This is a genomic window from Brevibacterium sp. SMBL_HHYL_HB1 (assembly GCF_018208375.1).
In the GTDB taxonomy this organism is placed as follows: domain Bacteria; phylum Actinomycetota; class Actinomycetes; order Actinomycetales; family Brevibacteriaceae; genus Brevibacterium; species Brevibacterium intestinavium.
The window spans coordinates 1,869,675-1,894,582 of the sequence record NZ_CP062936.1 but is presented as its reverse complement, the minus strand read 5'-3'; the positions used below and the strand labels follow the sequence as shown (position 1 = coordinate 1,894,582).

The following is a 24,908-nucleotide window of genomic DNA, read 5'->3' as shown; positions in this document are numbered from 1 at the left end:
CCTTCCTCCGCCCGCGCCCGCCCGAATCGGATCGGGGCCCTCAGGGATGAAGGAGGCGCTTGAGCAGGCGGAACTGATGAGCGGCTGCCTCGTCGGGGGAGTCGTCTCCGGCCGCAGTGAGGGCCCATTCGTCGAAGGTCCGCAGCAGTGAGAACACGGCCAGGGACTGGAGGTCGAGGGGACAGGTCCGGTCGACTGCACCGGTCTCGCGCCCGGTGATGAGCACGTCGCGCACCCATGTGCGGACCCGATCCGCCAGCGTGAGCACTGCTTCGTTGTCGGGGTTGGCATAGACGATGTGCCACAGCTGAGTGAGTTCAAGGCTGTTGGGCCAGGTCGTGAGGGCCTCCTGCCACACGGAGTCCGCACGGTCCCAGAAGTGATCGGCGAAGCTGGCCGGTTCCGGAGCGGTCCAGGTGCGGTCGGCGGCCGCAGAGAGCTCGGAGACGACGAGGGAGAAGAGGCCCTCCTTCGAATCGACGACATGGTAGAAGGAGCTCTTGCTTAGGCCGCAGCTGCCGATGATGCGATTGAGCGAAGCCTCCTCGTAGGTTCGAGAGGCGAATTCCCGTGCGGCGGCAGCGATGAGCTCGGCTCTCTTCTCCGGGCGCATGCGCGCCAGTGCAGTCTCGGACACAATCGCAGTCTAGCAATGGCGGGCACGGTGTGGACTGGCTGGTCCAAGCAGTGCTACGGTGAGTGGACCACCCGGTCCACTGAGGTGGCGGAGGAGTTCAGCGGAGTCAGGAGGCGCACGAGATGATCACCCCAGCGAGCGTGAGCCGGCAGCTCACCTCCGTACCGGAGGGCACGCCGCGCGTCCTCATCGTCGGAGCCGGAATCGCCGGGATCACTCTGGCTCAGCTGCTGAGAGGCCAGGGGCTCGCGCCGGTGCTCGTCGACCGCTCGGCCGATGCGCAGCGCATGATCGGGGACAATCGGGCCGGGTACATGCTCGCCCTCATGCCCATGGTCGATCCGATCATCGACGCGCTCGGGGCCCGGGAGGGTTATCTCTACTCCAGTGTCGGCATCGAGCGATACATCGCCCATGCACACACCGGCCGCGTGCTCAGGCAGTATCAGCTCGGCGAGCTGCTGGCCGAGTACGGCGACTATCGCGGGATCTCCCGGTCCGAGCTCCTGACCGTGCTCACCGGTGCCGAGACCCCAGTGGCATTCGCAACGACCGTGCAGGGACTGGTCGATGACAAAGAGTCCGTGACCGTGACCTGGGCCGGTGGCGCGGCAGACGATCCGGGGTGCACCGAATTCGACATCGTCGTCATCGCCGACGGGATGAACTCCCGGACCCGGACGCTCGTGCCCGCTCACTCCCGCGAAGCCGCGGACACAGTGGACACGGCCTGGGGCGGCTGGGTGTGCTGGGCGGATGCCGACGGGAGCCCGGACGCCGTCGAGGAGATCTGGGGCGACGGCTTCTTCCTCGGCATGTATCCGGTCAAGGACGGCATCGGAGTCTTCCTCGGCTGTCCTGATTCGCGGCAGCCGCTGGGTCCGCGACGGTTCGCCGGCGAGGTCCGGGCGAAGCTCAAGGAGATGAGCCCGCGCATCGACGCCTGTCTCGAGGCGATCGGTGCGTCTGAGGACCCCTTCTTCTGGCCCTTGCGCGATGCCCGAGCCAGGCGGTGGGCGGTCGGCCGCACCGTCCTCCTCGGCGACGCCGCGGCCGGATTCCTCCCGACGGCGGGCATCGGCGCCGGGATGGCCATGGAATCGGCCTCGGTGCTCGCCGACGAGATCGCCGCGGCCGACCGTGATGACCCGGCCGCTGCGCTCGACCGGTTCGAGGCCCGTCAGCGCCCGCGCGTCGAGACCGCCCACGACAATTCCCGTTCCCTGGCCGGGCTGATGTTCGACCGGTCCCGACTGCTCGCTGCCGCCCGTGACCAGATGTTCCGGGTCCTCAGCATCAGGACCGCACTCAAGCCGATACTCAGACTGCTCGACACCCCTGCCGGGAGCTGACGACCGGGCCCCGACCCGAGCGAGGTGACCCTGCTCGCGGGCCGTCGGCCGCCGGCATGCCCTCCGACGGGCGAAGATGGGTTAAGCTAGGCTCGCCTAAACTCGTGAAAAGGAAGTCATGCGCCGAATACTCGCCCCGATCCTCGCCTCCCTCCTCGTCCTCGCCGGCTGCGGCGGAGGCGACTCCGAATCGTCCGACACGTCCGGACCCAGCGTCGATACGAAGTTCGGGTCCGTCGATGTCCCCGCCGATCCGCAGAGGGTCGTCGCCCTGGGGTGGGGAGATGCCGAAACCGCCTTGGCCCTCGGCGTCCAACCCGTAGGCGCTTCCGACTGGGTCGAATTCGGCGGCACGGGTGTCGGCCCGTGGGCCGAGGACCTCTATGACGAGGCTCCGGAGATCATCGCGACGATGGAGCCCGACTACGAGGCGATCGCCGCCCTCGAACCCGATCTCATCCTCGATACGAACAGCTCCGGTGAGCAGGAACGTTACGACCGGCTCTCGGAGATCGCCCCGACTGTCGGCGTTCCCGAAGGCGGCGACAACTACCTGACGACCATGGACCAGCAGGTCGATCTCGTCGCAGAGGCTCTCGGCAAGGAAGACGAGGGGAAGAGCCTGCTCGACGACTTGGACCAGACCTTCGAGGATGCGGCGAAGGATCATCCTGAGTTCGACGGCAAGTCCGTCACGGTCGCGGCGAAGACCTCGGAGGGGTGGGGCGCGTATGTCGAGGCGTCCAGCCGTGTCCAGGTCATGGAGCGGCTCGGGTTCACCCAGTCGTCGAAGATCGATGAGAGCAAGGCCGAAGGGTTCTCGGTCCCGGTCTCGGAGGAGAACCTGGAGACCCTGGACGCCGATGTGCTGCTGACATTCCCGATCTACATCCCCGATGCGGATGTCACCGACGACGAGGCCTACCAGCGCATTCCGGCTGTCGAGGACGGTCGCAGCCTCGTGTTCACCGATGACATGGACGAGCTTCGCAAAGCATTCTCGCTCAACTCGATCCTCTCTGCGAAGTACGCGGCCGAGAATCTGCCTGAGAAGCTGGCGAAGATCGTCAAGTGATCAGCAGCCGGGCTCAGCCTGGCCGTCCGCCGCGCAGCGCATCCAGACCGATGTCGATGATGCGGGCGTGGCGGATGTCTGCGAGGGAGTCGATCGACAGCCATTCGGCGCGGTCCGTCGTGCCTCCGACCTCGAGCGTGCCGAGGGTGCCGCCGGTGATCCGTGCCTCGAAGACGATCCGTGCGCCTTTGAACGGTCGCGGTTTCGAGGTCCCGAACGCGGGATTGCGGCGTGACTCCGTGAATGAATGCGTGGTCAGGGGGCGGACCAGCTCGGCATCATAGCCGGTCTCCTCCTTGACCTCGCGGATCGTGCCCTCTTCGATGCTCTCGTCGAACTCGATCCCACCCCCGGGAAGCGTCCAGAGCGCGTGGAAGCGGTCGCGCCCGCCGTTGAACCAGCTGAGAAGGATCTCGTCATCATCGTTGACGATGACCGCGTAGCCGGCAAGGCGAATGTCATATTCGGAGAAGTGCATGACCTCACCCTACCCGCGCCCGGACCGGGGGTGAGGCTCTCAGCGCCACCACCGGACCCGCTAGGCTGGAGTGGTGACCATCATCTCCAGCAAGCGCGTCGGTGACACCGGTCGTCGCGTCGTCTTCCTCCACGGACTGTTCGGCCGCGGCAAGAACTTCACCCGGATCGCCAAGGCGCTCGAACCCGAATTCTCGAGCCTGCTCGTCGACCTGCCCAACCACGGTGACTCCGAGTGGACGGAGACCTTCGACTACATCGACCTCGCCGACTCGGTGGCCGCCCACATCGCCGAGGTGACCGAAGCCGATCAGCAGCCGGTGCACCTGGTCGGGCATTCCATGGGCGGCAAGATCGCCATGGTCCTGGCCCTGCGCCGTCCCGAGCTCATCGACCGCCTCGTCGTCGTCGACATCGGCCCGAACGCCGGCGGCTCCCTCGGCATCTTCGACCATCTGCTCTCGAGCCTGGCAGGTCTCGATCTCGACGAGGTCGAATCGCGCACGGACGCCGATGCCGCCCTGCAGGAGCCGATTCCCCAGGACGCGATCAGGGGATTCCTGCTGCAGAACCTGCGTCCGACCGCAGACGGCTACGCCTGGCAGCCCAACCTCGGGCTCCTGCACTCGAGTCTTGAGGCCATCGGCGACTTCCCGGACATGGGCGGGGCCCGATTCGACCATCCGGTCCTGTGGGTGGCCGGCGAGAGGTCCGACTACGTCAGCCGGGAGGATCTGCCGCAGATGCGCACCCTGTTCCCTCGCGCCGCCCTGCTCACCGTCAAGGGTTCCGGGCACTGGGTGCACTCGGAGAAGCCGGAGGCATTCATCTCAGCGCTGAGGACCTTCCTCGGCAGGTCCTGAGTAGGGAATATGCTGTGGGATACCGACGTTGTTCCAACGAGTTCGTCTCAGCCACTATGTTTCAGGAGGAATGCGTGAGCACTTCGATCCCGACCGATCCCAGCCCGAAGTTCGCCGAATATGCGGACGGAACGCGACTGGTCAGCACCGAATGGGTCGCTGAGCATGCTGGTGATCCCGGACTCGTCATCGTCGAAAGCGACGAGGACGTGCTGCTCTACGAGACCGGGCACATCCCCGGAGCGGTCAAGGTCGATTGGCACACCGAACTCAACGACTCCGTGACCCGTGACTACGTCGACGGCGAGGGCTTCGCAGCTCTCATGTCCGCCAAGGGCATCTCCCGCGACGACACCATCGTCGTCTACGGCGACAAATCCAACTGGTGGGCGGCCTACGCGCTGTGGGTCTTCACCCTCTTCGGCCACGAAGACGTCCGCCTGATGGACGGCGGCCGCGCCAAATGGCAGGCCGAAGGCCGTGAGATGACGACTGAGAAGCCGAGGCCCGAACCCACCGAGTACCCGGTCGTCGACCGCGACGACTCGGCCATCCGCGCTTTCCTGCCCGAGGTTCGCGACAGCCTGGGCACACTGCCCCTCATCGACGTGCGCAGCCCCGAGGAGTACTCCGGCGAACGCACTCATATGCCCGCCTACCCGGAAGAGGGGGCGCTGCGCGGCGGCCACATCCCGGGCGCGAAGTCCGTGCCCTGGAGCAAGGCGGCCAACGAGGACGGCACGTTCAAGTCCGCGGCCGAACTCAAGGACCTCTATACGAACCAGGCCGGGCTGGGCACGAGCGATGAGGTCATCGCCTACTGCCGCATCGGCGAACGCTCCAGCCACACCTGGTTCGTCCTCACGCACCTGCTCGGCTACGACAACGTGCGCAACTACGACGGATCCTGGACCGAATGGGGCAATGTCGTGGCCGTGCCGATCGCCACCGGCTCCGAGCCCGGAGAGGTGCCGAGCCGCTGATGACTGCCGAGACCACACCTGAGACCGCAGACCTGCCGGAGGCCCTGGCCGAAGCCGTCACCGATTTCTCCGAGACCGCTGCCGATGACCGTCTGCAGCTGCTGCTGGAGTTCGCGTCCGATCTGCCGGAGCTTCCGGAGAAGTACACGGACCATCCGGAGCTGCTCGAGCCCGTGCCCGAATGCCAGTCGCCGATCTTCCTCGTCACCGAGGTCGAGACCCCGGAGGCAGGGGAGGCCGCGGTCGTGAGACTGCATTTCTCCGCTCCTCCGGAATCGCCGACGACCCGAGGGTTCGCCGGAATCCTGCACGAGGGGCTCGACGGAGCCACCGCCGAGGTGATCCTGTCCACCCCGTCCGACCTGCCGCTGAGGCTGTCGCTGTCCGATCTCGTCAGCCCGCTTCGGCTGCGCGGGATGAGCGGAATGCTCTCGCGCATCCAGCGGCAGGTGTCCGAGAGGATCGGCAAGATCACAGTCGGATGAGACCGGTGCCGCTTGGCTGAGGTGGACGAGTGAGTTACAGTGTGGTTAGCCTGCCCTTAGTCAACTCCCTCGAGAAGGACCACCTCGATGACCGGTTCCGCCACCACGACTGCGGCGAAACCGCACACTGACACCGGTCAGCCTGCTGGCCGGAGCCTATGGATCAAGCGTGTGGTGGGGCTGGTGGCCGCCATTGCCGCACTGGTGTTCGTGGTCCTGGCCTCGCTGGCCGTCGGGGCCCGCGACATGCCGGTGTCCGAAGTCCTCGGTGCGTTCTTCGCTCCCAGCGGCAGCGACGACCAGCTCGTCGTTCTCGAACTCCGCCTTCCGCGCACCGTGCTCGGTGTACTCGTCGGGATGGGGCTGGGCCTGGCGGGAGGGCTCATCCAGGCTCTCACGCGCAATCCCCTGGCCGACCCGGGCATCCTCGGCGTCAACGCGGGGGCCTCCTTCGCCGTGACCATCGGAGTCGCCTTCTTCGGGATCACCTCGATCACCGGCTATATCTGGCTGGCCTTCCTCGGCGCACTCATCGCCACGGTCGGCGTCTACATCATCGGTTCCTCGGGACGCAGTCGCACCGTCGACCCGATCCGCCTCACCCTGGCCGGAGTCGCCGTGGCCGCAGTGCTGACGGGGCTGACGAAGGGGATCCTGCTGACCAACGAACGCGCTTTCGATGCGTTCCGGTCCTGGGACGTCGGCGCGATCGCCGGCCGCGACTTCGACACGATCACCGCGATCCTTCCGTTCATCATCATCGGAACCGTGCTGGCCCTGGCCCTGTCCCATTCGCTCAATGCGGTGGCACTCGGCGATGATCTGGCAGCCAGCCTCGGCACCTCGGTCAACCGCACACGCGTGTTCTCCATCCTCGCCGTGACCCTGCTGGCCGGGGCGGCCACCGCCGCGGCCGGCCCGATCGGTTTCATCGGACTGATGATTCCGCACATCGCCCGGTGGATCGTCGGCCCGGACCAGAGATGGATCCTCGGCTACTCACTCGTGCTCTCACCCATTCTGCTCCTGGCCTCCGATGTCATCGGCAGAGTGGTGATGAAGCCCGGCGAGCTCCAAGTCGGTGTCGTCACCGCATTCGTGGGCGCTCCCGTGCTCATCGCCCTTGTCCGTCGGAAGAAGGCGAGCGGTCTGTGAAAACCAGCCAGCTAGCGGTCCACGAACGCACACTGACCCCAGGACCGGGCACACTGCCGGGGGAGAGGATCGACTTCGGCCGGCCCATGCTGCGGGTCTTCGGGTTCCGACTCGACATCCGCGTGCTCGTCACCGCCGGCATCGTCGCCCTGTTGGCACTGGCCTGCGGATTCGCCGGGCTCATGCTCGGCAAGTTCTCGCTGACCCCCGGCGAAGTGTTCCAGGGGCTGTTCGGACTGGCCGAGAAGAACATCGTCAACACCGTCGCCGGTGAATGGCGTGCGCCCAGAGTCATCGCCGCCATCGTCCTCGGAGCCGGGCTCGGGGTCTCAGGGGCCGTGTTCCAGTCGCTGACACGCAATCCGCTCGGATCTCCGGACATCATCGGCTTCTCCACCGGTGCCTACACCGGCGGCATCGTGACCATCATCGTCTTCGGCACGAGCTTCATCTCCACTGCCGCCGGAGCGATCGTCGGCGGACTGCTCACCGCGGTCGTCGTCTACCTGCTCACATGGAAGGGCGGAGTCCAAGGATTCCGGCTCATCATCGTCGGCATCGCACTGACCGCGATGCTCAACGCCTTCAACACCTGGCTGATCCTGCGTGCCGACCTCGAACTCGCCATGGCCGCCGCCACCTGGGGCGCGGGAACTCTCAACGGGATCGGGTGGTCGACCATCGCACCGGCCGCCGTGGCCACGATCGTCCTGGGACTGGCCTGCGGCCTGTTCGCACGGGATCTGGGCACCCTGGAACTCGGCGATGACACCTCGAAGGCCCTGGGAGTGCGCAATGAGCCGGTGCGCGCGGCCCTGATCGTCGTCGCAGTCGCACTCGTCGCCGTCGTCACGGCGGCCGCCGGACCGATCGCCTTCGTGGCGTTGGCCGCCCCGCAGATCGGTCGACGGCTGGCCAAAGCGCAGGGCACAAGCCTGCTCGCGTCGGCGGCCGTCGGCGCTCTGCTCCTCGTGGCCGCCGATCTCATCGCACAGCACGCCTTCGGCGACCTCCAACTGCCCGTGGGTGTGATCACCGTGAGCATCGGCGGCATCTATCTCATCTGGCTCCTCATCCAAGAAGCTCGGAAGGCATAATGAGCACTCTCAACGCGGACGCGCACTCGCCCCTGGTCGCCCAGCACCTCGACCTGGCCTACGACCACCGTCAGATCGTGACCGACCTCGATGTGGACATCTCCGACGGGAAGTTCACCATCATCGTCGGACCCAATGCGTGCGGGAAGTCCACACTGCTGCGTGCACTGGCCAGGCTGCTTCCTCCGGCCGAAGGATCGGTGCTGCTCGACGGCAGCAACATCGCGAAGATGAAGACGAAGAAGATCGCTCAGCGCCTGGGCCTCCTGCCGCAGTCGTCGATCGCACCGGAGGGGATCACGGTCGGTGAGCTCGTCGCCCGAGGACGCCATCCGCACCAGTCGTTCCTGCGGCAGTGGACAGTCGCCGATGAAGCGGCCGTGCTCTCAGCACTGCGGGCGACGAACACCGAGGACCTGTCGTCACGGCAGGTCGACGAACTCTCCGGCGGTCAGCGCCAGCGCGTCTGGGTGGCCATGGTGCTGGCTCAGGAGACCTCTCTGCTGCTGCTCGACGAACCGACCACCTTCCTCGACCTCGCTTTCCAGATCGAACTGCTCGACCTGTTCTCCCAGCTCAACCACGAATACGGTCACACCCTCGTCGCAGTCCTGCACGACCTCAACCAGGCCTGCCGCTACGCTGACGAGATCATCGCGATGAAGGACGGTGCGATCGTCGCTCAGGGACCGCCCGAGGAGATCGTCACCGCCGAACTCGTCGACGAGGTCTTCGGGATCGGCTGCACCGTCATCGACGACCCCGTCACCGGGGCTCCGATGATCGTGGCGGGGATGCCGAAGAAGACCTTCGCGGACAGATGAGGCCGAGCATGGGACGGACAGCTGTGGTGGGTGCGGCCTCCATGATCAGCGCGTCAGCGCTGCTGCTCAGCGGCTGCGGGAACGGAAGAGACTCAGCGAACGGCACCGGAGAGTCGGTGACGGTCGACACGATCAAGGGACAGGTCAGGTGCTGGCAGATCCGGAGACCATCGTCGTCCTCAATTCCCCAGCCGGCGAGGTCGCGGCAGAACTCGGTGTGACATCGGTGGCGGTGGCCTCCTCTGCCGAGGAGATCATGCCGTGGCAGGAAGGCGTCGCCCGATGTCATATTCGCAGCTCCCTGGAACATCGCCGACGACTCCGCCTACGAACAGCTTTCGGACATTGCGCCCGTGACCGTCCCGAGGACCGAATCCGCGAATCCCGATTGGGAGGATATGACCAAGCAGGTCGGCGAGGCGCTGGGCAGGGCCGACGAGGCTGATGAACTGATCGACGAGACGAAGGCGCGCCTATCGGATGTCGCCTCGGACCTGGGGACGGAGGGCAAGTCCTATCAGCTCAACTCGCCCCGGTCCGAGGGCATCTGTTTCGGCAATGCCGCACCGTTGGCGCTCCTCGGCCTGGAGCCGGGCCGACACCAGACCCCGGAAGAGGTGAATGGGTTCACGCTCTCGGCGGAGAATCTTGAAGAGCTCGATGCGGACTACCTCTTCATCTGGGCCATGGACGAGGAAGCGAAGAAGCAGCTCGAGGACAATCCGGGCTATGACTCACCGCGGTCGGTCCAAGCGGGGACGGCGAGCTTCATCGACACCGATTCGCCACCGCCGTCAACGCTGCGAGTCCGGCCAGCCTGGACTGGCTGATCAAAGACGGCGGCATTCAGGACCTGCTCGAGGAATAGGAACTCAACTTCTCACGGCTTTGACCGCACCGGTGATCGCCGCCACGACGCCGACCGTCGCGGCACCCCAGATCGCGCCGAGGATGAGCGAGAAGACGGTGTTGACCAGCCAACCGAGGAGACCGCCGAGAGCGGGCAGCGCCGCCATCGGTGCTTCGAGCAGGTGGACGAAGCCGTAGAGGGCGTGGAAACCGAGTTCGTCGGTGCCGACGAGGATGATGTGCCCTCCGACCCAGAGCATGGCGAATGTGCCGACGACCGAGAGCAGAGTGAGCAGCTTCGGCATGGCAGCGACGAGGAACCGTCCGATCCTCTGCGGACCGGGGACGTCCCTGTGAGCCAGGTGCAGACCGATGTCGTCCATCTTGACGATGAGCGCGACCACACCGTAGACGCCGATCGTGATCGCCAGGGCCACGACGACGAGAATGAGGGCTCGGCTGACCAGAGACTCAGCGGCGACCTCGTTGAGGGCGATGACCATGATCTCGCAGCTGAGGACGAAGTCGGTCGTGATCGCCGACCGGACGATCTTCTTCTCCGCCGTGGAACCACCGGCGGCGGGATCGGTCGTTGCGCCTTTGATCCTGTCCTGGCCGTGTTCATGATGGGCGATCCAACCGAATTTCTCGAAGACCTTCTCCGCGCCTTCGAAGCACAGATAGGTGCCGCCGACCATGAGCAGCGGGGTCAGCAGCCAGGGCAGGAACTGACTGAGCAGCAGAATGATCGGAAGAATGATGATGATCTTGTTGACCATCGACCCCAGCGCGATGCGCCGAATGATCGGCAGTTCCCGTTTCGGGCTGACGCCTTCGACGAACTTCGGAGTCACCGCCGCATCGTCGACCACGACTCCGGCGGCCTTGGCGCCGGCGCGTGAGGCACCGGCGGCGACATCGTCGAGGCTGGCCGCTGAGAGCTTGACCAGAGCGGCGACGTCGTCGAGGAGGGCGATGAGACCTCCGGCCACCTATCGGCCTTCGGCGGTGTCAGGCGGTTGCCGGAGAAGTGTGCCGACGTGCTTGTCGGCGGCGTCGAAGACGTCCAGCCGGTCTCCGTCGGGCGCGACTCGGCGTGCTCTGGTCACCCATGTGAGCATTCCGGGCGCGGCCATGAGCGTCGTCGTCGACGGCTTCACCATCAGGCCCTCGGCTTCTTCCGACCATGAGGTGGCGATGGCATTGGCGCCGTCGCTGCCGCGCAGTCTTCCGTCCTCCTGGAACTCGAGGAAGGCCCTTTCGTTCTGCTCGGCCGCCCAGCGGCCGATGATCTCATGTGTCATGTGTCTTCCTTCTCCAGTCCGCCGATGACCTTGCCATTGCTGTCTTCGACCTTCATGACGTTGCCTTCGATGGTGGCCGTGGCTGCCTTGCTCAACCACGGATCCACGCCCGAGCAGGCCTTCTGCGTGGTCATGAACGAATCGATGACGATCTCGTCGTCCTCGACCTCCCACGTAGTCGCGATCACATTGCAGCCGTCCGAACCTTCGAGGGATCCGTCGTCGAGGAATTCGAGATAGGGATCTCCCGCCTCGGGGGAGGTCCATCTGCCGACGGGATCGACGGCGGCATCCCCGCTGGCTGAAGCGGATTCGGAGGCTTCACTCGCAGGCGGGGAATTCGGGTCCCTGGGATCGACTCCGGTGTCGCAGGCGGCCAGCGGAAGCGTGAGCGCCGCAGCGGCGATCCCGAGCGCCAGTCTCGACACTGTGCGCGAGGCGGCCAGGGTTCGAAGCGAAATGTGGTTCGGCATGCCCCGATGATAACGGCCAGCGTTCGGCACGCCCTGAAAGAACACTGATCTCGGGTGGAGGAACCGACTTCTGTACGTTGTGTTCGCTCACAACTCTCATTGTTCTTGCAAAGCGTCGTGACCAAACCGTAATCTCTCACCCGGTTGAAATTCTGATACCCGAGACACGGACCGCCGGCGAACGGTGAGTCGTGTTGAGGAGCCGGACAATCGAAGCACCGACAACGATCAAGGGAATCAACAGTATGCAGAAGAGACTCGTTCAGAGTTCACTGGCGCTGAGTGCCGCTGCGGCTCTCGGCCTGGGCAGCGCGTTCGCGGCCTCTCCCGCTATGGCTGACAGCGGCCCGCAGAAGCTGGATCTTCAGAGTGAAGCTCAGATCCAGAAGGCACTGTCCGGAATCGAAGGCGTCAACGCCTACGGTGCCGACGGCGGCGAGCTCAACATCGGCGTTGCGAAGAAGACCGACGAGATCAAGGATCTCGAGAAGAAGTACGACAACATCAACGTCAACGAGGGCGTCAAGGAACTCAAGCCCTACGCGAGCAACGACCTCGTCGGCGGTGCCGGATACCTCGTCAAGGCCGGCGAGGCCGGCGGGGCCTGCTCGACCGGGTTCACCGGCTGGGACGGCGACGGCAACCCCGTCGTGCTCACCGCCGGGCACTGCTCGAAGATCATCAACGAAGACACGAACGAGTTCGATGGTGACACCACCGTCGGCGAGACCGAGCAGCCGTCGACGGCCGAGGCCAATGGGGGAGAGGGCTTCCAGGCCTCCGGCGAGGGCGTCATCGGCAAGTGGGGCTTCCACAACTTCGGCGGTGACCTGCTCGAGGGCGCCGACCAGGACGAGTGGCCGAATCCCAGCGAGTCGGACATCGACTTCGCCGTCATCGACGTCGACGAATCGAAGTACAACGTCAAGGGCGGTATCACCGACTGGACTTCAGCCGACTCGGACGACCTGTCCAAGTCGACCACCGACATCACCGAGGTGGGAGCGCACGAGGAAGGCGCGATCAGCAAGTCGGGCCGGACGACCGGCAATACCGATGGTGAGGTGCTGCCTCGCTCCGAGTACGACTACGATTACCAGAACGTCGGCGGGCGCTGGGTCCACGGATTCGGTGTGACCTCGCCGGCGGACGAGCCCTTCTCGCAGCCCGGGGACTCCGGTGGCGGCGTCTACCAGGGCGATACGGCAGTCGGCGTCATCTCCGGTGGCGGAAACCTCGGTGGCGAGTCGTTCACCTGGGTCGCCGACCTCGATCACTCGCTCGAGCAGTCCGGCACGGACTTCAACCTCGAGAAGCCGGGCGACGAGGCCCCTGAGACTCCGGATGCGCCGAAGGCGAAGGACCAGACCATCGAGCCCGGGGAAGAAGTCACCGGCAAGGCCGAGGCCGGCGCCGAGGTCGAGGTGACGTGGAAGCCCGCTGAAGAAGGCGAAGAAGAGGGTACGGACAACCACGCTGGTGAAGAAGGCTCGGAGACGGTCAAGGCCGACGAGGACGGAAACTTCTCCGTCGAAGGGCCGGAGGCCGAGGGCGCCTACACCTACACCGCGACGGCGACTGTCGACGGTGAGGAGTCCGAGACGACCGAATTCGAGGTGACCGTCGAGAAGGACGAATCCGAGACTCCCGCTCCGGACGAGCGTGAGATCAGCGTCGACCCCAAGGAGATCGCGGCCTCTGACTTCGTGAAGGAAGACGAGGGCGTGACGATCACGGTCAAGGGCTTCGACGAAGGTGAGAAGGTCACGCTCGAAGTCGCTTCCGGACCCGAGAACGTCAAGGGCATCACGCTCGAGGAGACCGCAAACGAGAACGGTGCGGCTGCCTTCGCGATCTACGGTACGAGCGCCTCCGATCCGTCGGCCTACCTCGGCAAGTACGACGTCGAGGTCACCGGCGCCAACGACACCGAAGACGAAGACGCTCTGACGGGCTCCTTCGAGGTCGTTGCCGATGAAGACGGCAATGGCGGCGGCACCGGCGGCGATGACGATGGAAGCAGCGACGGCAATGACGATGACGGCAACGGAGACGGAAGCGGTGACGGCGGATCCGACCTGCCGCGCACCGGTGCCGAGCTGACCGGCCTGGCGGCCGGAGCCGGACTGCTCGTCGTGGGAGGGACCGCAGTGGTTCTGACCATGCGTCGCAAGAGGAACAACTGAGTCCCGCGAGGCTGACCGTCTGACGGTTCGCTGAGCACTCAGCCACGGGGTCCCCGGTCGTTTGACCGGGGACTTCGTCTATTCACCCCCGTCCGAAGCACACGACCGGGAGGCCGCACGCTTCTACGTCGCCTGAAGTTTCGTACATTTAGTTCACAGTTTCCGACCTACTTTCTTGGTAGTCGCTGAGTCGAGCCCGTAACCTTGCCGTGACTTAGGTCATCGATTTGTGACATTGTTCCCTCAGAAAAGAGAGACAACTACTTATGCAGAAGAAACTCGTGCAGAGTTCGCTGGCTATGGCAGCGGCTGCGGCACTCGGGCTCGGCGGTGCCTTCGTCACCGCTCCCGCAATGGCGGATGAGCCGGAACTGACTCAAGTGACGGCACAGAAGGCCGCGAAGTCCATTTCCGAGGTCAACGCTTTCGGTTTCGACAACGGTACTCTTCACCTCGGTGTCGAAGGCGAGGGCGACGTCGATTCAGCGGAGATCGAGAAGCTCCAGAAGAAGTACGGCGCAGACAACGTCGTCGTGAAGGCTGGGATTCCCAAGGTCGAGGCATACGCTGCTGACGATCTGGTCGGTGGAGCCGGTTACCTGCTGGACGTTCCCAGCACCGGTAAAGGTGGGGCCTGCTCGACCGGATTCTCCGGTTGGGACGACGAGGGCAACCCCGTCGTGCTGACGGCCGGCCACTGTGCCGAGGACACGGATGGGGAGACCGGAGAGGACCTCGGATCGACCGAACCAGTCGACACCGAACTTCCCAGCAGCGCTCCTGCCCGTGGCGGTGAGGGATTCGAACCCGCCGGGATCGGTTCCCTCGGCACATGGGGCTACAACAAGTACGGCAGCCCGGTCGAAGAGGGAGACGATACGGGCAGCGAAGGTGACATCGACTTCGCCGTCATCAACGTTGACGAATCGACCTACAACGTCAAGAACGGCATCACGGATTGGTCCGATGATGATCTCTCCTCTTCGGTGTCGGCAATCAAGTCTGTGGGATCCCACAGCGAAGGCACCGTTCAGAAGTCCGGTCGCACGACTGGTCTCACGGACGGTCAGGTCATCCCTTACGAGAGCTTCCCGTTCGAGTTCATGAACGTCAGCGATCGTTGGGTGCATGGCTTCGGCGTTGAATCCTCTCCGAGTGATCCGTTCTCCCAGCCCGGAGACTCCGGTGGCGGAGTCTTCCAGGGGGACACGGCAGTCGGTGTGATCTCAGGTGGCGGACCGGCCGAATGGGATGATGGAACTCCGTTCGAACTCGGCTGGGTCGCCGACCTCGACTACTCGCTCGAGCAGTCCGGCGCGGACTTCAACCTCGAAGAACCCAGCGATGAGCCCGAAGCCCCTGCGGCACCGAAGGTCGAGGACCAGACGATCGAGCCCGAGGGAGCGATCACGGGCAAGGCGGCTGCCGGTGCTGACGTCAAGGTCACCTGGACGGGCGCCGAAGACGGCGAAGCCACGGCGAAGGCCGATGACAGCGGTAACTTCACCCTCGAAGGCCCCAGCGCTGAGGGCGAGTACGATGCGAAGGCCGTGGCGACTGTCGACGGAGAGTCCTCGGACGCTGCTGCTTTCACCGTGACGGTCGAGGCCTCGGACGATGCCGGTGCTGACGGTGATGAGGCGAAGGCCGACGCTGACGCCGATGCGAAGGACGATGAGGCCAATGCCGACGCTGACGCCGACGCCAAGGACGCGGAAGCTGACGCCGCCGCTGACGGCAAGGACGATGAAGCTGATTCGGATGCCGATGGCGACGAGAAGCCCGAAGCTCCGAAGGTCGGAGACCAGACCGTCGTCGAAGGCGGACAGATCACCGGACAGGCCGCCCCGAACGTCGAGGTGGAACTGACCTGGAAGTCAGCTGAGGCCAATGCAGGCTCCGCACAGGCTGTGCCCGGCAACGGCAACACGACTGTGAAGACGGACGACGACGGCAAGTTCACCGCTGAGGCACCTGCCGAAGCCGGTGACTACAACTACACCGCAGTCGTCCATGCGAACGGCCAGGAGTCGGCACCGGCCGAGTTCACCGTGACCGTTGAGGCTGAAGAGGCTCCGGCCGAACGCAATCTGACCGTCGACCCGGAGGAGATCGCTGCTTCCGACTTCGTCCAGGAGGACAAGGGCGTGCAGATCACGGCCGAAGGCTTCGACGAGGGCGAGAAGGTCACTCTCGAGGTCGTTGCCGGACCGGAGAACGTCGAGGGCATCACCCTGGACGAGGTCGCGAACGAGGATGGAGTCGTCGGATTCTCGATCTACGGCACCAACGCCTCTGACCCCTCGGCCTACCTCGGCCAGTACGATCTCGAGGTCACCGGTGCCAACGACACCGAGGACGAAGATGCTCTGACCGGTTCGTTCTCGGTCGTTGCCGACGAAGATGGCAACGGTGGCGGCAACGACGGTGACGACGACGGAAACGGTGACGGCGGATCCGATCTGCCTCGCACCGGTGCCGAGCTCACCGGCCTGGCTGCCGGAGCCGGACTCCTCGTTGTCGGTGGAGCCGCAGTTGTTCTGACCATGCGTCGCAAGAAGAACAACTGAGACTGAACAAGGCGGTCGCAGTCTGACCGTTTGAACGAAAGTGCCCCTGGTCTGTAGGCCAGGGGCACTTTCTCAACCCACGCACAGTCTGGCCCGATACGTTCGATCACAGTGAGAGCTGCCGGCAACGAGGAGCCGCGGGCGACGAGGGAGTCCTGTGATGAGCCTGGAATCCGATCCATTCGACTATCAGGTCACCAAGTCCGGTCTCCTGCTCATCCGCCGAGGCGGCCGCACCGTGATGGAGCTCGGCGGGAAGAAGGCGGCGGCTCTCATCCCCAGACTCGGCCACGACGCTGAGCAGGATCAGCAGCTGTTGGCTCGTGTCACGGGCAACTACCGCCACGGAAACGAACGGCGCACGCGCAGAACATGAATTTGGCTGGACGTTCGTTCAGTGATTGGTAGTGTAAGAGCATGACCCAAACAGCCTCCAGTGAATTCGCCCGCTCGACCGCCGTCGAGCGCCAGAGCGACCACAGCTTCAGCGCGGAACTCGACGCCGGTTGGAAGGTGGCAGGTGCAATCAACGGAGGATACCTGCTCGGCATCGTCGGCCGTGCCCTGCGCAGTCTCGGCCCGAAGACGCCGGATCCACTGGTCATCTCCACCTTCTACCTCGGACCGAGTGCGGACGGACCGGCCGACATCTCGATTCGCACTCTGCGCGAGGGCAGATCGACGGCAAGCTACAGCGTCGATCTGTCGCAGAACGGGGCACCGACGATCGCGGCCATGGCCACGATGGGCAACCTCGGCGAGCTTCCCGACGATGTCGCCACCACGGCCACGCCACCGCAGCTTCCCCCACCGGAAGAGTGCATCGATGCGGCCGAGGCCAGCGAAAAGTTCCACAAGGCCGCTCCGATCATCGACCGTTTCGACATGCGGCTCGACCCGGCGACTGCCGGCTTCGCAGTGGGCAAGCCGAGCGGACGCGGTCTGCTGCAGGGGTGGATCCGTTTGGTCGATGGGACAGATCCGGACCCGCTGTCGCTGCTGACCTTCCTCGATGCGTTCCCGCCGGTGATGTTCGATCTCGGCAGATTCAACTGGGCGCCGACGATGGAGCTGACAGCCCACCTGCGTGCTCTGCCGGCGCCCGGATGGATCAGCGCGAAGATCTCCACTCGGAACATCGCCGGCGGCATGTTCGAAGAGGACTGCGAGCTCTGGGATTCGGCGGGCCGCCTCGTCGCGCAGTCGCGGCAACTGGCACGGCAGCCCAGAGGCTGAGCCGAAGCGACGCAGGATAACCTTCGATGACGTCGTCGGGCACTTGCGTCCGTGGTCGATACTAGAGTCGGGGACATCCCGATCCACAGGTGAAAGGACCACGCTCATGGCTTCACTGTCATCGATGAGCATCACTTTCGACTGCCACGACGTCGAAGCGCAGTCGATCTTCTGGGCCGAGCTGCTCGGCGCTGAACTCGATGCCGGTGCGAACGAGTTCGTCGCCAGCATCGGCGGAGTCCACAATTCCGAATCGCCGACGCCGGGAATGCTCTTCGTCAAGGTCGACGATCGGGCAGAGGGGAAGAACCCGCTGCACATCGACCTCGACGACCCGAACTATCCGGCCGACGTCGAGCGAGCTGTGGCCCTGGGAGCACAGAAGCTAGCGTCCTTCGACGAGCACGGCATCGAATGGACGACGCTGAAAGACCCCGAGGGAAACGTCTTCGACATCGGTCGGCGCACGGCGGTCTGATCTCCTCCGCGAAGCCATCGATGGGACGACAGGCGACTGAGTCGCTAGGCTTGGACGCATGACCCACTCCTCGACGTCCGGCACCGAGACCGCACCGGCGCGCCCCAAGAGACTCATCCCGCTCGACCTCGTCCGTGGCTTCCTCATCGGCAGCGCCGAGCTCGTCCCCGGCGTCTCCGGCGGCACCATCGCGCTGGTGACCGGAGTCTATGATCAGCTCATCGACTCCGCCGCTCACGTCGTCTTGGCGGCCAAGAGGCTGGTCACCGGACCGGACCGGATCTCTGCGGCACTTGCCGAGCTGCGGCGCACCGACTGGTTCCTCGTCGTGCCCGTTCTTCTGGGCATGGCGACGGCGGTATTCACCGTCGCCGGAGTGATGGAATCGTTCGTCACCGGCCACCCCGAGGTGGCCCGCGGGCTGTTCTTCGGACTCGTCGCCGCCAGCATTGCGGTGCCGTTGCGGATGCTTCCGGCACGCACGTCGCGCCAACCGGTCGTCCTCGGTGTTCTCGCCTTCCTCGCCGCGGCCGCCCTCGCCTTCTGGATGACGAGTCTGGCCGGAGGAGCCGATGTGGAGAATCCTCCGCTGATCGCTGTGTTCTTCGTCGCCTCGATCGCGGTCTGCGCACTTGTGATCCCCGGAGTCTCGGGTTCGTTCTTCCTGCTCGCCGTCGGCATGTACTCGACGACGCTCAGGGCCGTCGACACACGCGATTTCGGCTATATCGGAATCTTCATGCTCGGGGCGATTCTCGGTCTGGCCGTGTTCGTCAACATTCTCAAGTACTTCCTCCACAACCACCGGTGGTTCACCCTGATCATCATGGCCGGACTGATGTTCGGGTCGTTGCGCGCCCTGTGGCCCTGGCAGTCTGCCGCCGAGGTCGGCGCAGACGGTGAACCGCACGGAGCAGGCGGACTGCTCGCCCCGACCGATCCGGTGCTCGTCCCGATCCTTCTGGCCGTTCTCGGCGCGGTCGTCGTCATCGCCCTCATCATCGTCGAGGCGCGGTCCGCGGCAGCGAAGGATCAGACGTCTCCGGGCCCCGATGAAGGTGAGAATCCCCGGCCGTGATCGGCGGATTCTGCTGGGCCGACTCTCACGTAGAGTGGATGTGACAGCAGTCAGCTCTGAAGAAGGAGAGAGTCAAGAATGGCCAACACAGCATTTCAGGGAACTCCGGTCAAGACCGTCGGCGACCTGCCGGCCAAGGGCGAGCAGGCTCCGGCCTTCAGCCTCGTCGGTGGAGATCTCGGCGAAGTGAACTCGCAGGACAGCTCGGGCAAGCGCGTCGTGCTCAATATCTTCCCCAGCCTCGACACGGGAGTCTGCGCCGCCTCGGTGCGTAAGTTCAATGAGCTGGCAGCAGGGCTGGAGAACACCACCGTCCTCTGCGTGTCCAATGACCTTCCGTTCGCTCAGGCCCGCTTCTGCGGTGCCGAGGGCATCGAGAACGTCGTGGTCGCCTCCGGGTTCCGCAGCTCGTTCGGCAAGGACTTCGGCGTGACCATGGTCGACGGTCCGCTCGCCGGCCTGCTGGCCCGGTCCGTCGTCGTCCTCGACGAGAAGGGCACCGTGACCCACACGCAGGTCGTCGACGAGATCACCACCGAACCGGACTACGACGCAGCGACCGCAGCTCTGGGAGCCTGATCGGTGCTGTTGGCCGATGCATCGGTCCGCGGATCCGAATGAACGCGGACTGAATGAATCACGGAGCCGGGTGGGACGCCGATGAGCGTGTCACCCGGCTCTCACATGTCGAAGACCGCGACCGGCAGGGCGTAGTCGACTCCGGCGAGCTCTCCACCGGATGTGGCGATCGAGGGGATCATGTCCTTCGGAGCCGGATGGTCGCTGAGAGCTTCGAGATAGACCTCATGCGCCTCGAGCGAGCGCACGCCGCGATCGACATGGTCGGCGCTCAGCGCCACGGCATGGGTGGGCTCGCCGCCGTTGACCAGCAGATGGCCGGCCTTCCACGCCTCCAGGCCCTCGTCTCGGAGTTCAGTGAAAATCCACGGGTTGTCCGCATCGCGGATCGCGTCGACGGTGGCCACGCCGGCATTGCGGTGATCGACGTGGTTGAGTCCCCACCTGGCCTTGAGGTCGAAGTTCGTCACCACCACCGCATCCGGTCCGAACTGGCGGATCTTCCTCGCAATGGCCCGCCGCAGCTCATGGGAGGGTTCGACCAGGCCATCGGGGAAGTCGAGGATCTCGAGATCGTCGACGCCGACGATATTGCAGGCCCGGCGCTGTTCGGCTGCGCGCAGCTGGGCGACTTCATCCGGTGACCTGTCCCGGATGCCGGCCTCACCCCGGGTGAGCAGAAGGTAGGCGACCTCCTTGCCCTCGTCGGTCCATTTGGCGACGGCCGCCGAACCCCCGTATTCCATGTCATCGGGATGGGCGACTACGCAGAGGACACGATTGATATCGCGATCGTCGAAGAGCGGGAGTTCAGTCATGACACCAGGCTATGTGCCCGACCCCGGTTCCGCCAGGGCTGGGAGGCGCAAGCTGTGTGGGTACCATGATGGGGACCGTCGGAAGAGAATGAAGGCAGACTATGAAGACCAGACCGTTGGTGGCGGGCGCGGCAGCGCTGAGTCTGCTGCTCGGCGGGTGCTCGGCGATCAAGGTCAGCAGCTCTGAGGATGCCGCGTCGAAACCGGCGCAGGTGGGTATCAGCGATGAGAAGTCGACCGCCTCGCCGAGTCCCACCGGTGCGACGATTCCGGAAGGGATGAGCGAGACCACTGTCGAACTGGGCGCCGAATGCCCGGTCGAAGTCAGCCTGGCTCTGGGCCCGGACTGGGCGGACGGTTCCGGATACGAGGGGTATCGGCTCTTCACCACCGCCTCCGAGGCGCTCATCACGGTCAACTGCTACGAAGACGACGAGGGATCAGCGAAGAAGCTCGTTGACAAGTCGCGAGAGCGAATGTTCAGCACCTCGGGTTCGGCGAAACTCAGCGAAGCTTCGGGCTCTTTGGACGGGGGAGAGTACTGGGTCGTGCACGGCAAGCTCGCCGCTGAGGATATGCGGGCCGTCGACGAAGAGGACTCCACCATCTTCGGGGTCGTCGCCGGGATCTCCGTCGACGGGCGCCTGTTCAAGGTCGCCGTCGACATGCTCGCCCAGGCCGATGACACCCAGGCCCAAGAACAGTTCAGGCAGATGCTGCCGACTGTCCGCCTCGACGGTCACGAACTCGAGACTCCCGACCTGCGCTGATCCTGCGCCGAGGCTGCCTTCGCGTCCCCGCCAGCGGGTGTCGATCTGCGTGGTTTCGAACGTCCGGACAACCGCCGGAGCAGTTCTCGGGCGGCGATCCTTCCGGCACGGGTGGCACCCACGGTCGAACTGGCGGAACCGTAGCCGACGAGGAAGATCCGCGGGTCGCCCCTGACGGCCACCTCGGTGTCCATGGCGATGCCGCCGTCGCGGGTGCGCAGGTGCAGAGGCGCGAGGTGTTTGAGCGCGGCCCGGAACCCGGTGTTCCAGAAGATCACGTCGACATCCTCGACCCGTTCGGTGGGGAACGGGGCCCATGATTCGGGTACCGCGAGGCGGTCGCTGGCGGACGGGCCCAGTCCGTCCGCAGTGACCGTCTGCGAGGTCTCATCCTGACCGGGGAAGTGCACACCGTGCGGCAGGACGCGGTCGAACATGCCGCGTGAGACCAGAACTCCGGAATCGACGCCTTCACGGAACTCGTCTCGGATCGGCAGGCCCGTGGTGCGGACCACGCTGGCCGGGGCGAGACCGGACAGGGTTCGCTCGCGTACGGCCCGTTCGACTTCGAGCCCCCACTGACCGTCGAATTCTCGGTCGGTGAAGTTCGGTGGTCGGCGGGTGGCCCAGAGAGTGTCGGTGACCTCTGAGAGCTGGAGGAGGAACTGGGTGGCAGAGATCCCGCCGCCGACGACGAGCGTGCGCAGACCGCGGAAGTCCTCCGCATCACGGAAATTCACCGTGTGCAGTTGGTGCCCTTCGAAGTCCGCGATACCCGGAACGAAGGGCACATAGGGCTGTGTCCAGGTGCCGGTGGCATTGATGATGAAGTCGGTCGACAGTCGGACCCGTTCGCCGTCGATGTCGGCGGTGATGTCGAACCTGCCGACTCCGCGTTCCTCTGAGGTCACGGTGGTCACAGCGGCCGGACGAACGACACAGAGTTCGAGTTCGCGTTCGAACCGGGAGTAGTAGTCGGAGACCACCTGCGAGGCCGGCATGGTCGGATCCGGACGTCCGAGGGGGAACCCGGGCAGGTCGGCGACGTGATTGGTTCTGCCCAGCGTCAGGGAATCCCAGCGTTCGCGCCACGCCCCACCGGGCCCGGCTCCGGCATCGAGGACGAGGAAGTCCCTGCCCGGGACCATTCCGTCGCGCCACAGATAGTGTGCGGCTGAGAGCCCGGCCTGGCCGGCGCCGATGATGACGACTGACCAGTGGGAGTCGATGAGCAGCTCGTTGATTCGGCACACCATGGTGCCATTGTTTCAGGTTCCCGCCGATGGTGTGCCCTGCAGCATGAACGCTCACGATGAGTGCAGCGGGGAGCCGGACGGCGGGAGCCCCGGAGGTAGCGGGCCCGGATTGACCACGACGGCGAAGAGAACAAAGATGAACCGGTGAGCAACCAATCGAACGCTGTCACGAATCCTTGGCGGGCGCTGTGGGCGCTGTGCTTCGGCTTCTTCATGATCCTCGTCGACTCGACGATCGTCTCCGTCGCCATGCCCGACATCATGGCCTCCCTCGACGCCGACATCAATGCCGTCATCTGGGTCACCTCGGCGTATCTGCTCGCATATGTGGTGCCTCTGCTGATCACCGGCCGACTGGGCGACAGGTTCGGACCGAAACGCGTCTACCTGGTCGGCCTCGTCGTCTTCACTCTGAGTTCACTGTGGTGCGGGCTGACCACCAGCGTCGAGGCGCTCATCGTCGCACGCGTCATCCAAGGCATGGGAGCCGCCTCGATGACACCGCAGACCATGGCCGTGATCACTCGGATCTTCCCACCCGATCGACGGGGAGCGGCGATGGGAATGTGGGGCGCCGTCGCCGGAATCGCGACGCTGGTCGGCCCCATCCTCGGCGGGGTGCTCGTCGACGCCTTCGGCTGGGAATGGATCTTCTTCATCAACGTCCCAGTCGGCATCATCGCCCTGGTAATGGCGATCTGGTTGGTGCCCAGCCTCGAGACTCACCCGCACCGGTTCGACTGGTTCGGCGTCGCGCTCTCGGCTCTCGGCATGTTCCTGCTGGTCTACGGAATCCAACAGGCACCCGGCGCCGGGTGGGGACCACTCATCGGGCCGGTCACCGTGCCGTTCGTCATCGCCGGTGGCCTCGTCGTCCTCAGCGCCTTCGTCCTGTGGCAGAGGATCAACACCTCCGAGGTGCTCGTACCGCTGTCGCTGTTCAAGGACAGGAACTTCACGCTCGCTGCGATCGCGATGACCACGGTCGGCTTCGGCGTGACATCGATGGCGTTTCCGATCATGCTCTGGGCCCAGACCGTGCTCGGCTGCTCACCGACCCAGGCGGCGCTGTTGCTGGCCCCGATGGCGATGCTCTCTGGGGTGCTCGCCCCGTTCGTCGGTCGCCTCGTCGATCACGGGGATCCGCGAATCCTCGCGGGGATCGGACTCGGATCCTTTTCGATCGCTCTGTTCTGGTTGGGGTCGATCCTCGACAAGGACACTTCGCTGTGGGCGGTCATTCCGCCGGTGCTGCTGTTGGGTGTGGCCAACGGCTTCATGTGGTCGTCGATCAGTTCGACGGCGACTCGGAACCTGCCGCTGCACCATGCCGGAGCCGGATCGGGAGTGTACAACACGGTGCGACAGGTCGGTGCCGTCCTCGGCAGTGCCGCGATCTCGGCAGCGATGGAGTCGCGTCTGGCTGCGAACCTCGGCTCGTCGAGCGGCAGCACCGGCGCCGAGGCGGGCGCGGGTGCGACCGGGCAGATGTCGGCGGAAATGCCGGACGCGCTCGCCTCCGGGTTCGCTCATGCCATGGGTCAGTCGCTGTGGGTGCCTGCGGGGCTGGTCATCGTCGGCTTCATCGCGGTCCTGTTCTTCGAACGACCGAAACCGCGAGTGCACAGCTGAGCCGTCCGGGCGCGGGGCTCAGGTGCAGTCGGGGCCGCGTGGGTTCGCGTAGCAGTCCTCGTCGACGAGATAGCGGTGATACCGGTAGACGTCGATGCCGATCTCATTGCTCGCCACATGAGCGAATCCGTCGATGGGCAGCCAGGGACCTCCGTCGACGGAGAATTCGCCGCTGAACGTCGCAGTCATCGACACCGAGACGGTTCCGGACTTCTGGTATTCGTGTCCGATCTGCGGGCTGCTGCCGGGTGGCGGTTTCTTGCCCTTCGCCGAGGTGGTCTTTCCGGTGTCGTCGCCGAAGTCCCAGTGGAATCGCTCCGGGGTGACTTTGACCGTCACCGCATAGGTCAGCAGGGTCATGTCGATGTAGCTGACTTCGGTGTCGGTCCAGAAGGCGGCCGGTTTGCCGACGACGGCCCAGTCCTTCGGCCAGGCGTAGATCGTCGGTGCAGGGATGTCGAAGCTCTGGAACTGGGATTCCGGGATCCGGGTCGGTGGTGCCGGCCGAGCCGGAGCTCCGCCGCCCCCGCCTCCTCCTTCGCCGGGGCCGGGATCGCTCACGCAGAGGTGGCCGACTTCTTCATAACTGCATTCGGGCAGTTCGGCTCCTCCTCCGCCGGAGCCTCCACCTCCAGAGCCTCCGCCGGAGCTCCCACCTCCAGAGCCTCCGCCGCCGGAGCCACCGCGCCCGCCACCCCGGAACCACCGCTGTCAGAGCCGCCGCCTCCGCC

General features: G+C 65.2%; 26 protein-coding genes. 18 read left to right on the top strand and 8 right to left on the bottom strand.

The features are described 5' to 3' along the window. Positions 1 to 40 precede the first annotated feature (40 nt). Entirely contained in the window at positions 41 to 637 is a 597-nt protein-coding gene (locus IG171_RS08780; RefSeq protein ID WP_212131279.1) for a TetR/AcrR family transcriptional regulator, read from the bottom strand. Positions 638 to 759: 122 nt separating this feature from the next. Here IG171_RS08780 and IG171_RS08775 point away from each other — a divergent pair, with 122 nt between their 5' ends. Together IG171_RS08775 and IG171_RS08770 are read left to right on the top strand one after the other, a co-directional pair. Next, positions 760 to 1,989, top strand: coding sequence for an NAD(P)/FAD-dependent oxidoreductase (locus IG171_RS08775; RefSeq protein WP_212131278.1), 1,230 nt, complete (start codon positions 760 to 762; stop codon positions 1,987 to 1,989). A 118-nt stretch (positions 1,990 to 2,107) separates the two neighbouring features. Next, a complete protein-coding gene (locus IG171_RS08770) occupies positions 2,108 to 3,064 on the top strand; it encodes an iron-siderophore ABC transporter substrate-binding protein (RefSeq protein ID WP_212131277.1) in 957 nt (318 codons plus the stop codon). A gap of 13 nt (positions 3,065 to 3,077) precedes the next feature. Here IG171_RS08770 and IG171_RS08765 read toward each other — a convergent pair whose 3' ends face one another. Further along, a complete protein-coding gene (locus IG171_RS08765) occupies positions 3,078 to 3,542 on the bottom strand; it encodes an NUDIX domain-containing protein (protein ID WP_212131276.1) in 465 nt (154 codons plus the stop codon). 73 nt (positions 3,543 to 3,615) lie between these two features. Between IG171_RS08765 and IG171_RS08760 the strand changes: the two genes are divergently transcribed. The 7 genes from IG171_RS08760 to IG171_RS08730 all read left to right on the top strand — a co-directional run bounded on the left by IG171_RS08760 (position 3,616) and on the right by IG171_RS08730 (position 9,778). Further along, positions 3,616 to 4,404 (top strand): alpha/beta fold hydrolase, encoded by a 789-nt coding sequence (locus tag IG171_RS08760; protein ID WP_212131275.1) that lies wholly within the window; start codon positions 3,616 to 3,618, stop codon positions 4,402 to 4,404. Between the two features lie 74 nt (positions 4,405 to 4,478). Then, positions 4,479 to 5,387, top strand: coding sequence for a sulfurtransferase (locus IG171_RS08755; protein ID WP_249204216.1), 909 nt, complete (start codon positions 4,479 to 4,481; stop codon positions 5,385 to 5,387). Continuing rightward, the gene (locus IG171_RS08750) at positions 5,387 to 5,872 is read left to right on the top strand and encodes a SufE family protein (RefSeq protein ID WP_212131273.1); all 486 of its coding nucleotides are present in this window, start codon (positions 5,387 to 5,389) and stop codon (positions 5,870 to 5,872) included. Before IG171_RS08755 ends, IG171_RS08750 begins: the two co-directional genes overlap by 1 nt. 87 nt (positions 5,873 to 5,959) lie before the next feature. Continuing rightward, the gene (locus IG171_RS08745; RefSeq protein ID WP_212131272.1) at positions 5,960 to 7,027 is read left to right on the top strand and encodes an iron chelate uptake ABC transporter family permease subunit; all 1,068 of its coding nucleotides are present in this window, start codon (positions 5,960 to 5,962) and stop codon (positions 7,025 to 7,027) included. Then, positions 7,024 to 8,124 (top strand): iron chelate uptake ABC transporter family permease subunit, encoded by a 1,101-nt coding sequence (locus tag IG171_RS08740; RefSeq protein WP_249204215.1) that lies wholly within the window; start codon positions 7,024 to 7,026, stop codon positions 8,122 to 8,124. The genes IG171_RS08745 and IG171_RS08740 overlap by 4 nt, the downstream gene beginning before the upstream one ends. Next, positions 8,124 to 8,948, top strand: a complete 825-nt coding sequence (locus tag IG171_RS08735; RefSeq protein ID WP_212131271.1) for an ABC transporter ATP-binding protein — start codon at positions 8,124 to 8,126, stop codon at positions 8,946 to 8,948. The genes IG171_RS08740 and IG171_RS08735 overlap by 1 nt, the downstream gene beginning before the upstream one ends. 242 nt (positions 8,949 to 9,190) lie before the next feature. Then, positions 9,191 to 9,778 carry an ABC transporter substrate-binding protein gene (locus IG171_RS08730; protein ID WP_212131606.1) on the top strand — a complete coding sequence of 196 codons (588 nt, stop codon included), beginning with the start codon at positions 9,191 to 9,193 and terminating at the stop codon, positions 9,776 to 9,778. A gap of 42 nt (positions 9,779 to 9,820) precedes the next feature. Here the strand turns inward: IG171_RS08730 and IG171_RS08725 are convergent, their stop codons facing one another. The 3 genes from IG171_RS08725 to IG171_RS08715 are packed head-to-tail and all read right to left on the bottom strand — an operon-like array spanning position 9,821 to position 11,574. Then, the gene (locus tag IG171_RS08725; protein ID WP_212131270.1) at positions 9,821 to 10,789 is read right to left on the bottom strand and encodes a DUF808 domain-containing protein; all 969 of its coding nucleotides are present in this window, start codon (positions 10,787 to 10,789) and stop codon (positions 9,821 to 9,823) included. Further along, positions 10,790 to 11,101, bottom strand: a complete 312-nt coding sequence (locus IG171_RS08720) for an META domain-containing protein (RefSeq protein WP_212131269.1) — start codon at positions 11,099 to 11,101, stop codon at positions 10,790 to 10,792. It abuts the gene before it with no gap. Further along, positions 11,098 to 11,574, bottom strand: a complete 477-nt coding sequence (locus IG171_RS08715; protein ID WP_212131268.1) for an META domain-containing protein — start codon at positions 11,572 to 11,574, stop codon at positions 11,098 to 11,100. Before IG171_RS08715 ends, IG171_RS08720 begins: the two co-directional genes overlap by 4 nt. A gap of 245 nt (positions 11,575 to 11,819) precedes the next feature. Between IG171_RS08715 and IG171_RS08710 the strand changes: the two genes are divergently transcribed. The 7 genes from IG171_RS08710 to tpx all read left to right on the top strand — a co-directional run bounded on the left by IG171_RS08710 (position 11,820) and on the right by tpx (position 19,701). Continuing rightward, positions 11,820 to 13,760 (top strand): LPXTG cell wall anchor domain-containing protein, encoded by a 1,941-nt coding sequence (locus IG171_RS08710; RefSeq protein WP_212131267.1) that lies wholly within the window; start codon positions 11,820 to 11,822, stop codon positions 13,758 to 13,760. Between the two features lie 266 nt (positions 13,761 to 14,026). Beyond that, the gene (locus IG171_RS08705; protein WP_249204213.1) at positions 14,027 to 16,330 is read left to right on the top strand and encodes an LPXTG cell wall anchor domain-containing protein; all 2,304 of its coding nucleotides are present in this window, start codon (positions 14,027 to 14,029) and stop codon (positions 16,328 to 16,330) included. A gap of 160 nt (positions 16,331 to 16,490) precedes the next feature. Further along, on the top strand, positions 16,491 to 16,706 hold the full coding sequence (locus tag IG171_RS08700) for a hypothetical protein (protein WP_212131266.1): 216 nt from the start codon (positions 16,491 to 16,493) through the stop codon (positions 16,704 to 16,706). A 41-nt stretch (positions 16,707 to 16,747) separates the two neighbouring features. Further along, positions 16,748 to 17,566 (top strand): thioesterase family protein, encoded by an 819-nt coding sequence (locus IG171_RS08695; RefSeq protein WP_212131265.1) that lies wholly within the window; start codon positions 16,748 to 16,750, stop codon positions 17,564 to 17,566. 106 nt (positions 17,567 to 17,672) lie between these two features. Beyond that, positions 17,673 to 18,044 carry a VOC family protein gene (locus tag IG171_RS08690; RefSeq protein WP_212131264.1) on the top strand — a complete coding sequence of 124 codons (372 nt, stop codon included), beginning with the start codon at positions 17,673 to 17,675 and terminating at the stop codon, positions 18,042 to 18,044. Between the two features lie 58 nt (positions 18,045 to 18,102). Continuing rightward, positions 18,103 to 19,122, top strand: coding sequence for a DUF368 domain-containing protein (locus tag IG171_RS08685; RefSeq protein ID WP_212131263.1), 1,020 nt, complete (start codon positions 18,103 to 18,105; stop codon positions 19,120 to 19,122). A gap of 78 nt (positions 19,123 to 19,200) precedes the next feature. After that, complete coding sequence (gene tpx / locus IG171_RS08680) at positions 19,201 to 19,701, top strand: thiol peroxidase (protein WP_212131262.1); 501 nt, start codon at positions 19,201 to 19,203, stop codon at positions 19,699 to 19,701. 101 nt (positions 19,702 to 19,802) lie between these two features. Here the strand turns inward: tpx and IG171_RS08675 are convergent, their stop codons facing one another. Then, complete coding sequence (locus tag IG171_RS08675; RefSeq protein ID WP_212131261.1) at positions 19,803 to 20,519, bottom strand: PIG-L deacetylase family protein; 717 nt, start codon at positions 20,517 to 20,519, stop codon at positions 19,803 to 19,805. Positions 20,520 to 20,620: 101 nt separating this feature from the next. Here IG171_RS08675 and IG171_RS08670 point away from each other — a divergent pair, with 101 nt between their 5' ends. Beyond that, on the top strand, positions 20,621 to 21,289 hold the full coding sequence (locus IG171_RS08670; protein ID WP_212131260.1) for a hypothetical protein: 669 nt from the start codon (positions 20,621 to 20,623) through the stop codon (positions 21,287 to 21,289). Here the strand turns inward: IG171_RS08670 and IG171_RS08665 are convergent. Next, positions 21,259 to 22,545: an FAD-dependent oxidoreductase gene (locus IG171_RS08665; RefSeq protein WP_212131259.1), complete on the bottom strand. Its 1,287-nt coding sequence runs from the start codon at positions 22,543 to 22,545 to the stop codon at positions 21,259 to 21,261. The genes IG171_RS08670 and IG171_RS08665 overlap by 31 nt on opposite strands. A 213-nt stretch (positions 22,546 to 22,758) precedes the next feature. Between IG171_RS08665 and IG171_RS08660 the strand changes: the two genes are divergently transcribed. Further along, positions 22,759 to 24,177: a DHA2 family efflux MFS transporter permease subunit gene (locus tag IG171_RS08660; RefSeq protein ID WP_212131604.1), complete on the top strand. Its 1,419-nt coding sequence runs from the start codon at positions 22,759 to 22,761 to the stop codon at positions 24,175 to 24,177. 18 nt (positions 24,178 to 24,195) lie between these two features. On the opposite strand, the gene IG171_RS08655 is transcribed toward IG171_RS08660, so the two are convergent. Continuing rightward, complete coding sequence (locus tag IG171_RS08655; RefSeq protein ID WP_212131258.1) at positions 24,196 to 24,738, bottom strand: hypothetical protein; 543 nt, start codon at positions 24,736 to 24,738, stop codon at positions 24,196 to 24,198. Positions 24,739 to 24,908 lie beyond the last annotated feature (170 nt).

Excerpts from the sequence above, each read along its gene's own strand:
- IG171_RS08775 (WP_212131278.1), top strand. The coding sequence starts at position 760 with ATGATCACCCCAGCGAGCGTGAGCCGGCAGCTCACCTCCGTACCGGAG.
- IG171_RS08770 (WP_212131277.1), top strand. The coding sequence starts at position 2,108 with ATGCGCCGAATACTCGCCCCGATCCTCGCCTCCCTCCTCGTCCTCGCC.
- IG171_RS08765 (WP_212131276.1), bottom strand. The coding sequence starts at position 3,542 with ATGCACTTCTCCGAATATGACATTCGCCTTGCCGGCTACGCGGTCATC.
- IG171_RS08750 (WP_212131273.1), top strand. The coding sequence starts at position 5,387 with ATGACTGCCGAGACCACACCTGAGACCGCAGACCTGCCGGAGGCCCTG.
- IG171_RS08745 (WP_212131272.1), top strand. The coding sequence starts at position 5,960 with ATGACCGGTTCCGCCACCACGACTGCGGCGAAACCGCACACTGACACC.
- IG171_RS08735 (WP_212131271.1), top strand. The coding sequence starts at position 8,124 with ATGAGCACTCTCAACGCGGACGCGCACTCGCCCCTGGTCGCCCAGCAC.
- IG171_RS08720 (WP_212131269.1), bottom strand. The coding sequence starts at position 11,101 with ATGACACATGAGATCATCGGCCGCTGGGCGGCCGAGCAGAACGAAAGG.
- IG171_RS08715 (WP_212131268.1), bottom strand. The coding sequence starts at position 11,574 with ATGCCGAACCACATTTCGCTTCGAACCCTGGCCGCCTCGCGCACAGTG.
- IG171_RS08710 (WP_212131267.1), top strand. The coding sequence starts at position 11,820 with ATGCAGAAGAGACTCGTTCAGAGTTCACTGGCGCTGAGTGCCGCTGCG.
- IG171_RS08705 (WP_249204213.1), top strand. The coding sequence starts at position 14,027 with ATGCAGAAGAAACTCGTGCAGAGTTCGCTGGCTATGGCAGCGGCTGCG.
- IG171_RS08700 (WP_212131266.1), top strand. The coding sequence starts at position 16,491 with ATGAGCCTGGAATCCGATCCATTCGACTATCAGGTCACCAAGTCCGGT.
- IG171_RS08695 (WP_212131265.1), top strand. The coding sequence starts at position 16,748 with ATGACCCAAACAGCCTCCAGTGAATTCGCCCGCTCGACCGCCGTCGAG.
- IG171_RS08690 (WP_212131264.1), top strand. The coding sequence starts at position 17,673 with ATGGCTTCACTGTCATCGATGAGCATCACTTTCGACTGCCACGACGTC.
- IG171_RS08685 (WP_212131263.1), top strand. The coding sequence starts at position 18,103 with ATGACCCACTCCTCGACGTCCGGCACCGAGACCGCACCGGCGCGCCCC.
- tpx (WP_212131262.1), top strand. The coding sequence starts at position 19,201 with ATGGCCAACACAGCATTTCAGGGAACTCCGGTCAAGACCGTCGGCGAC.
- IG171_RS08675 (WP_212131261.1), bottom strand. The coding sequence starts at position 20,519 with ATGACTGAACTCCCGCTCTTCGACGATCGCGATATCAATCGTGTCCTC.
- IG171_RS08670 (WP_212131260.1), top strand. The coding sequence starts at position 20,621 with ATGAAGACCAGACCGTTGGTGGCGGGCGCGGCAGCGCTGAGTCTGCTG.
- IG171_RS08665 (WP_212131259.1), bottom strand. The coding sequence starts at position 22,545 with ATGGTGTGCCGAATCAACGAGCTGCTCATCGACTCCCACTGGTCAGTC.
- IG171_RS08660 (WP_212131604.1), top strand. The coding sequence starts at position 22,759 with ATGATCCTCGTCGACTCGACGATCGTCTCCGTCGCCATGCCCGACATC.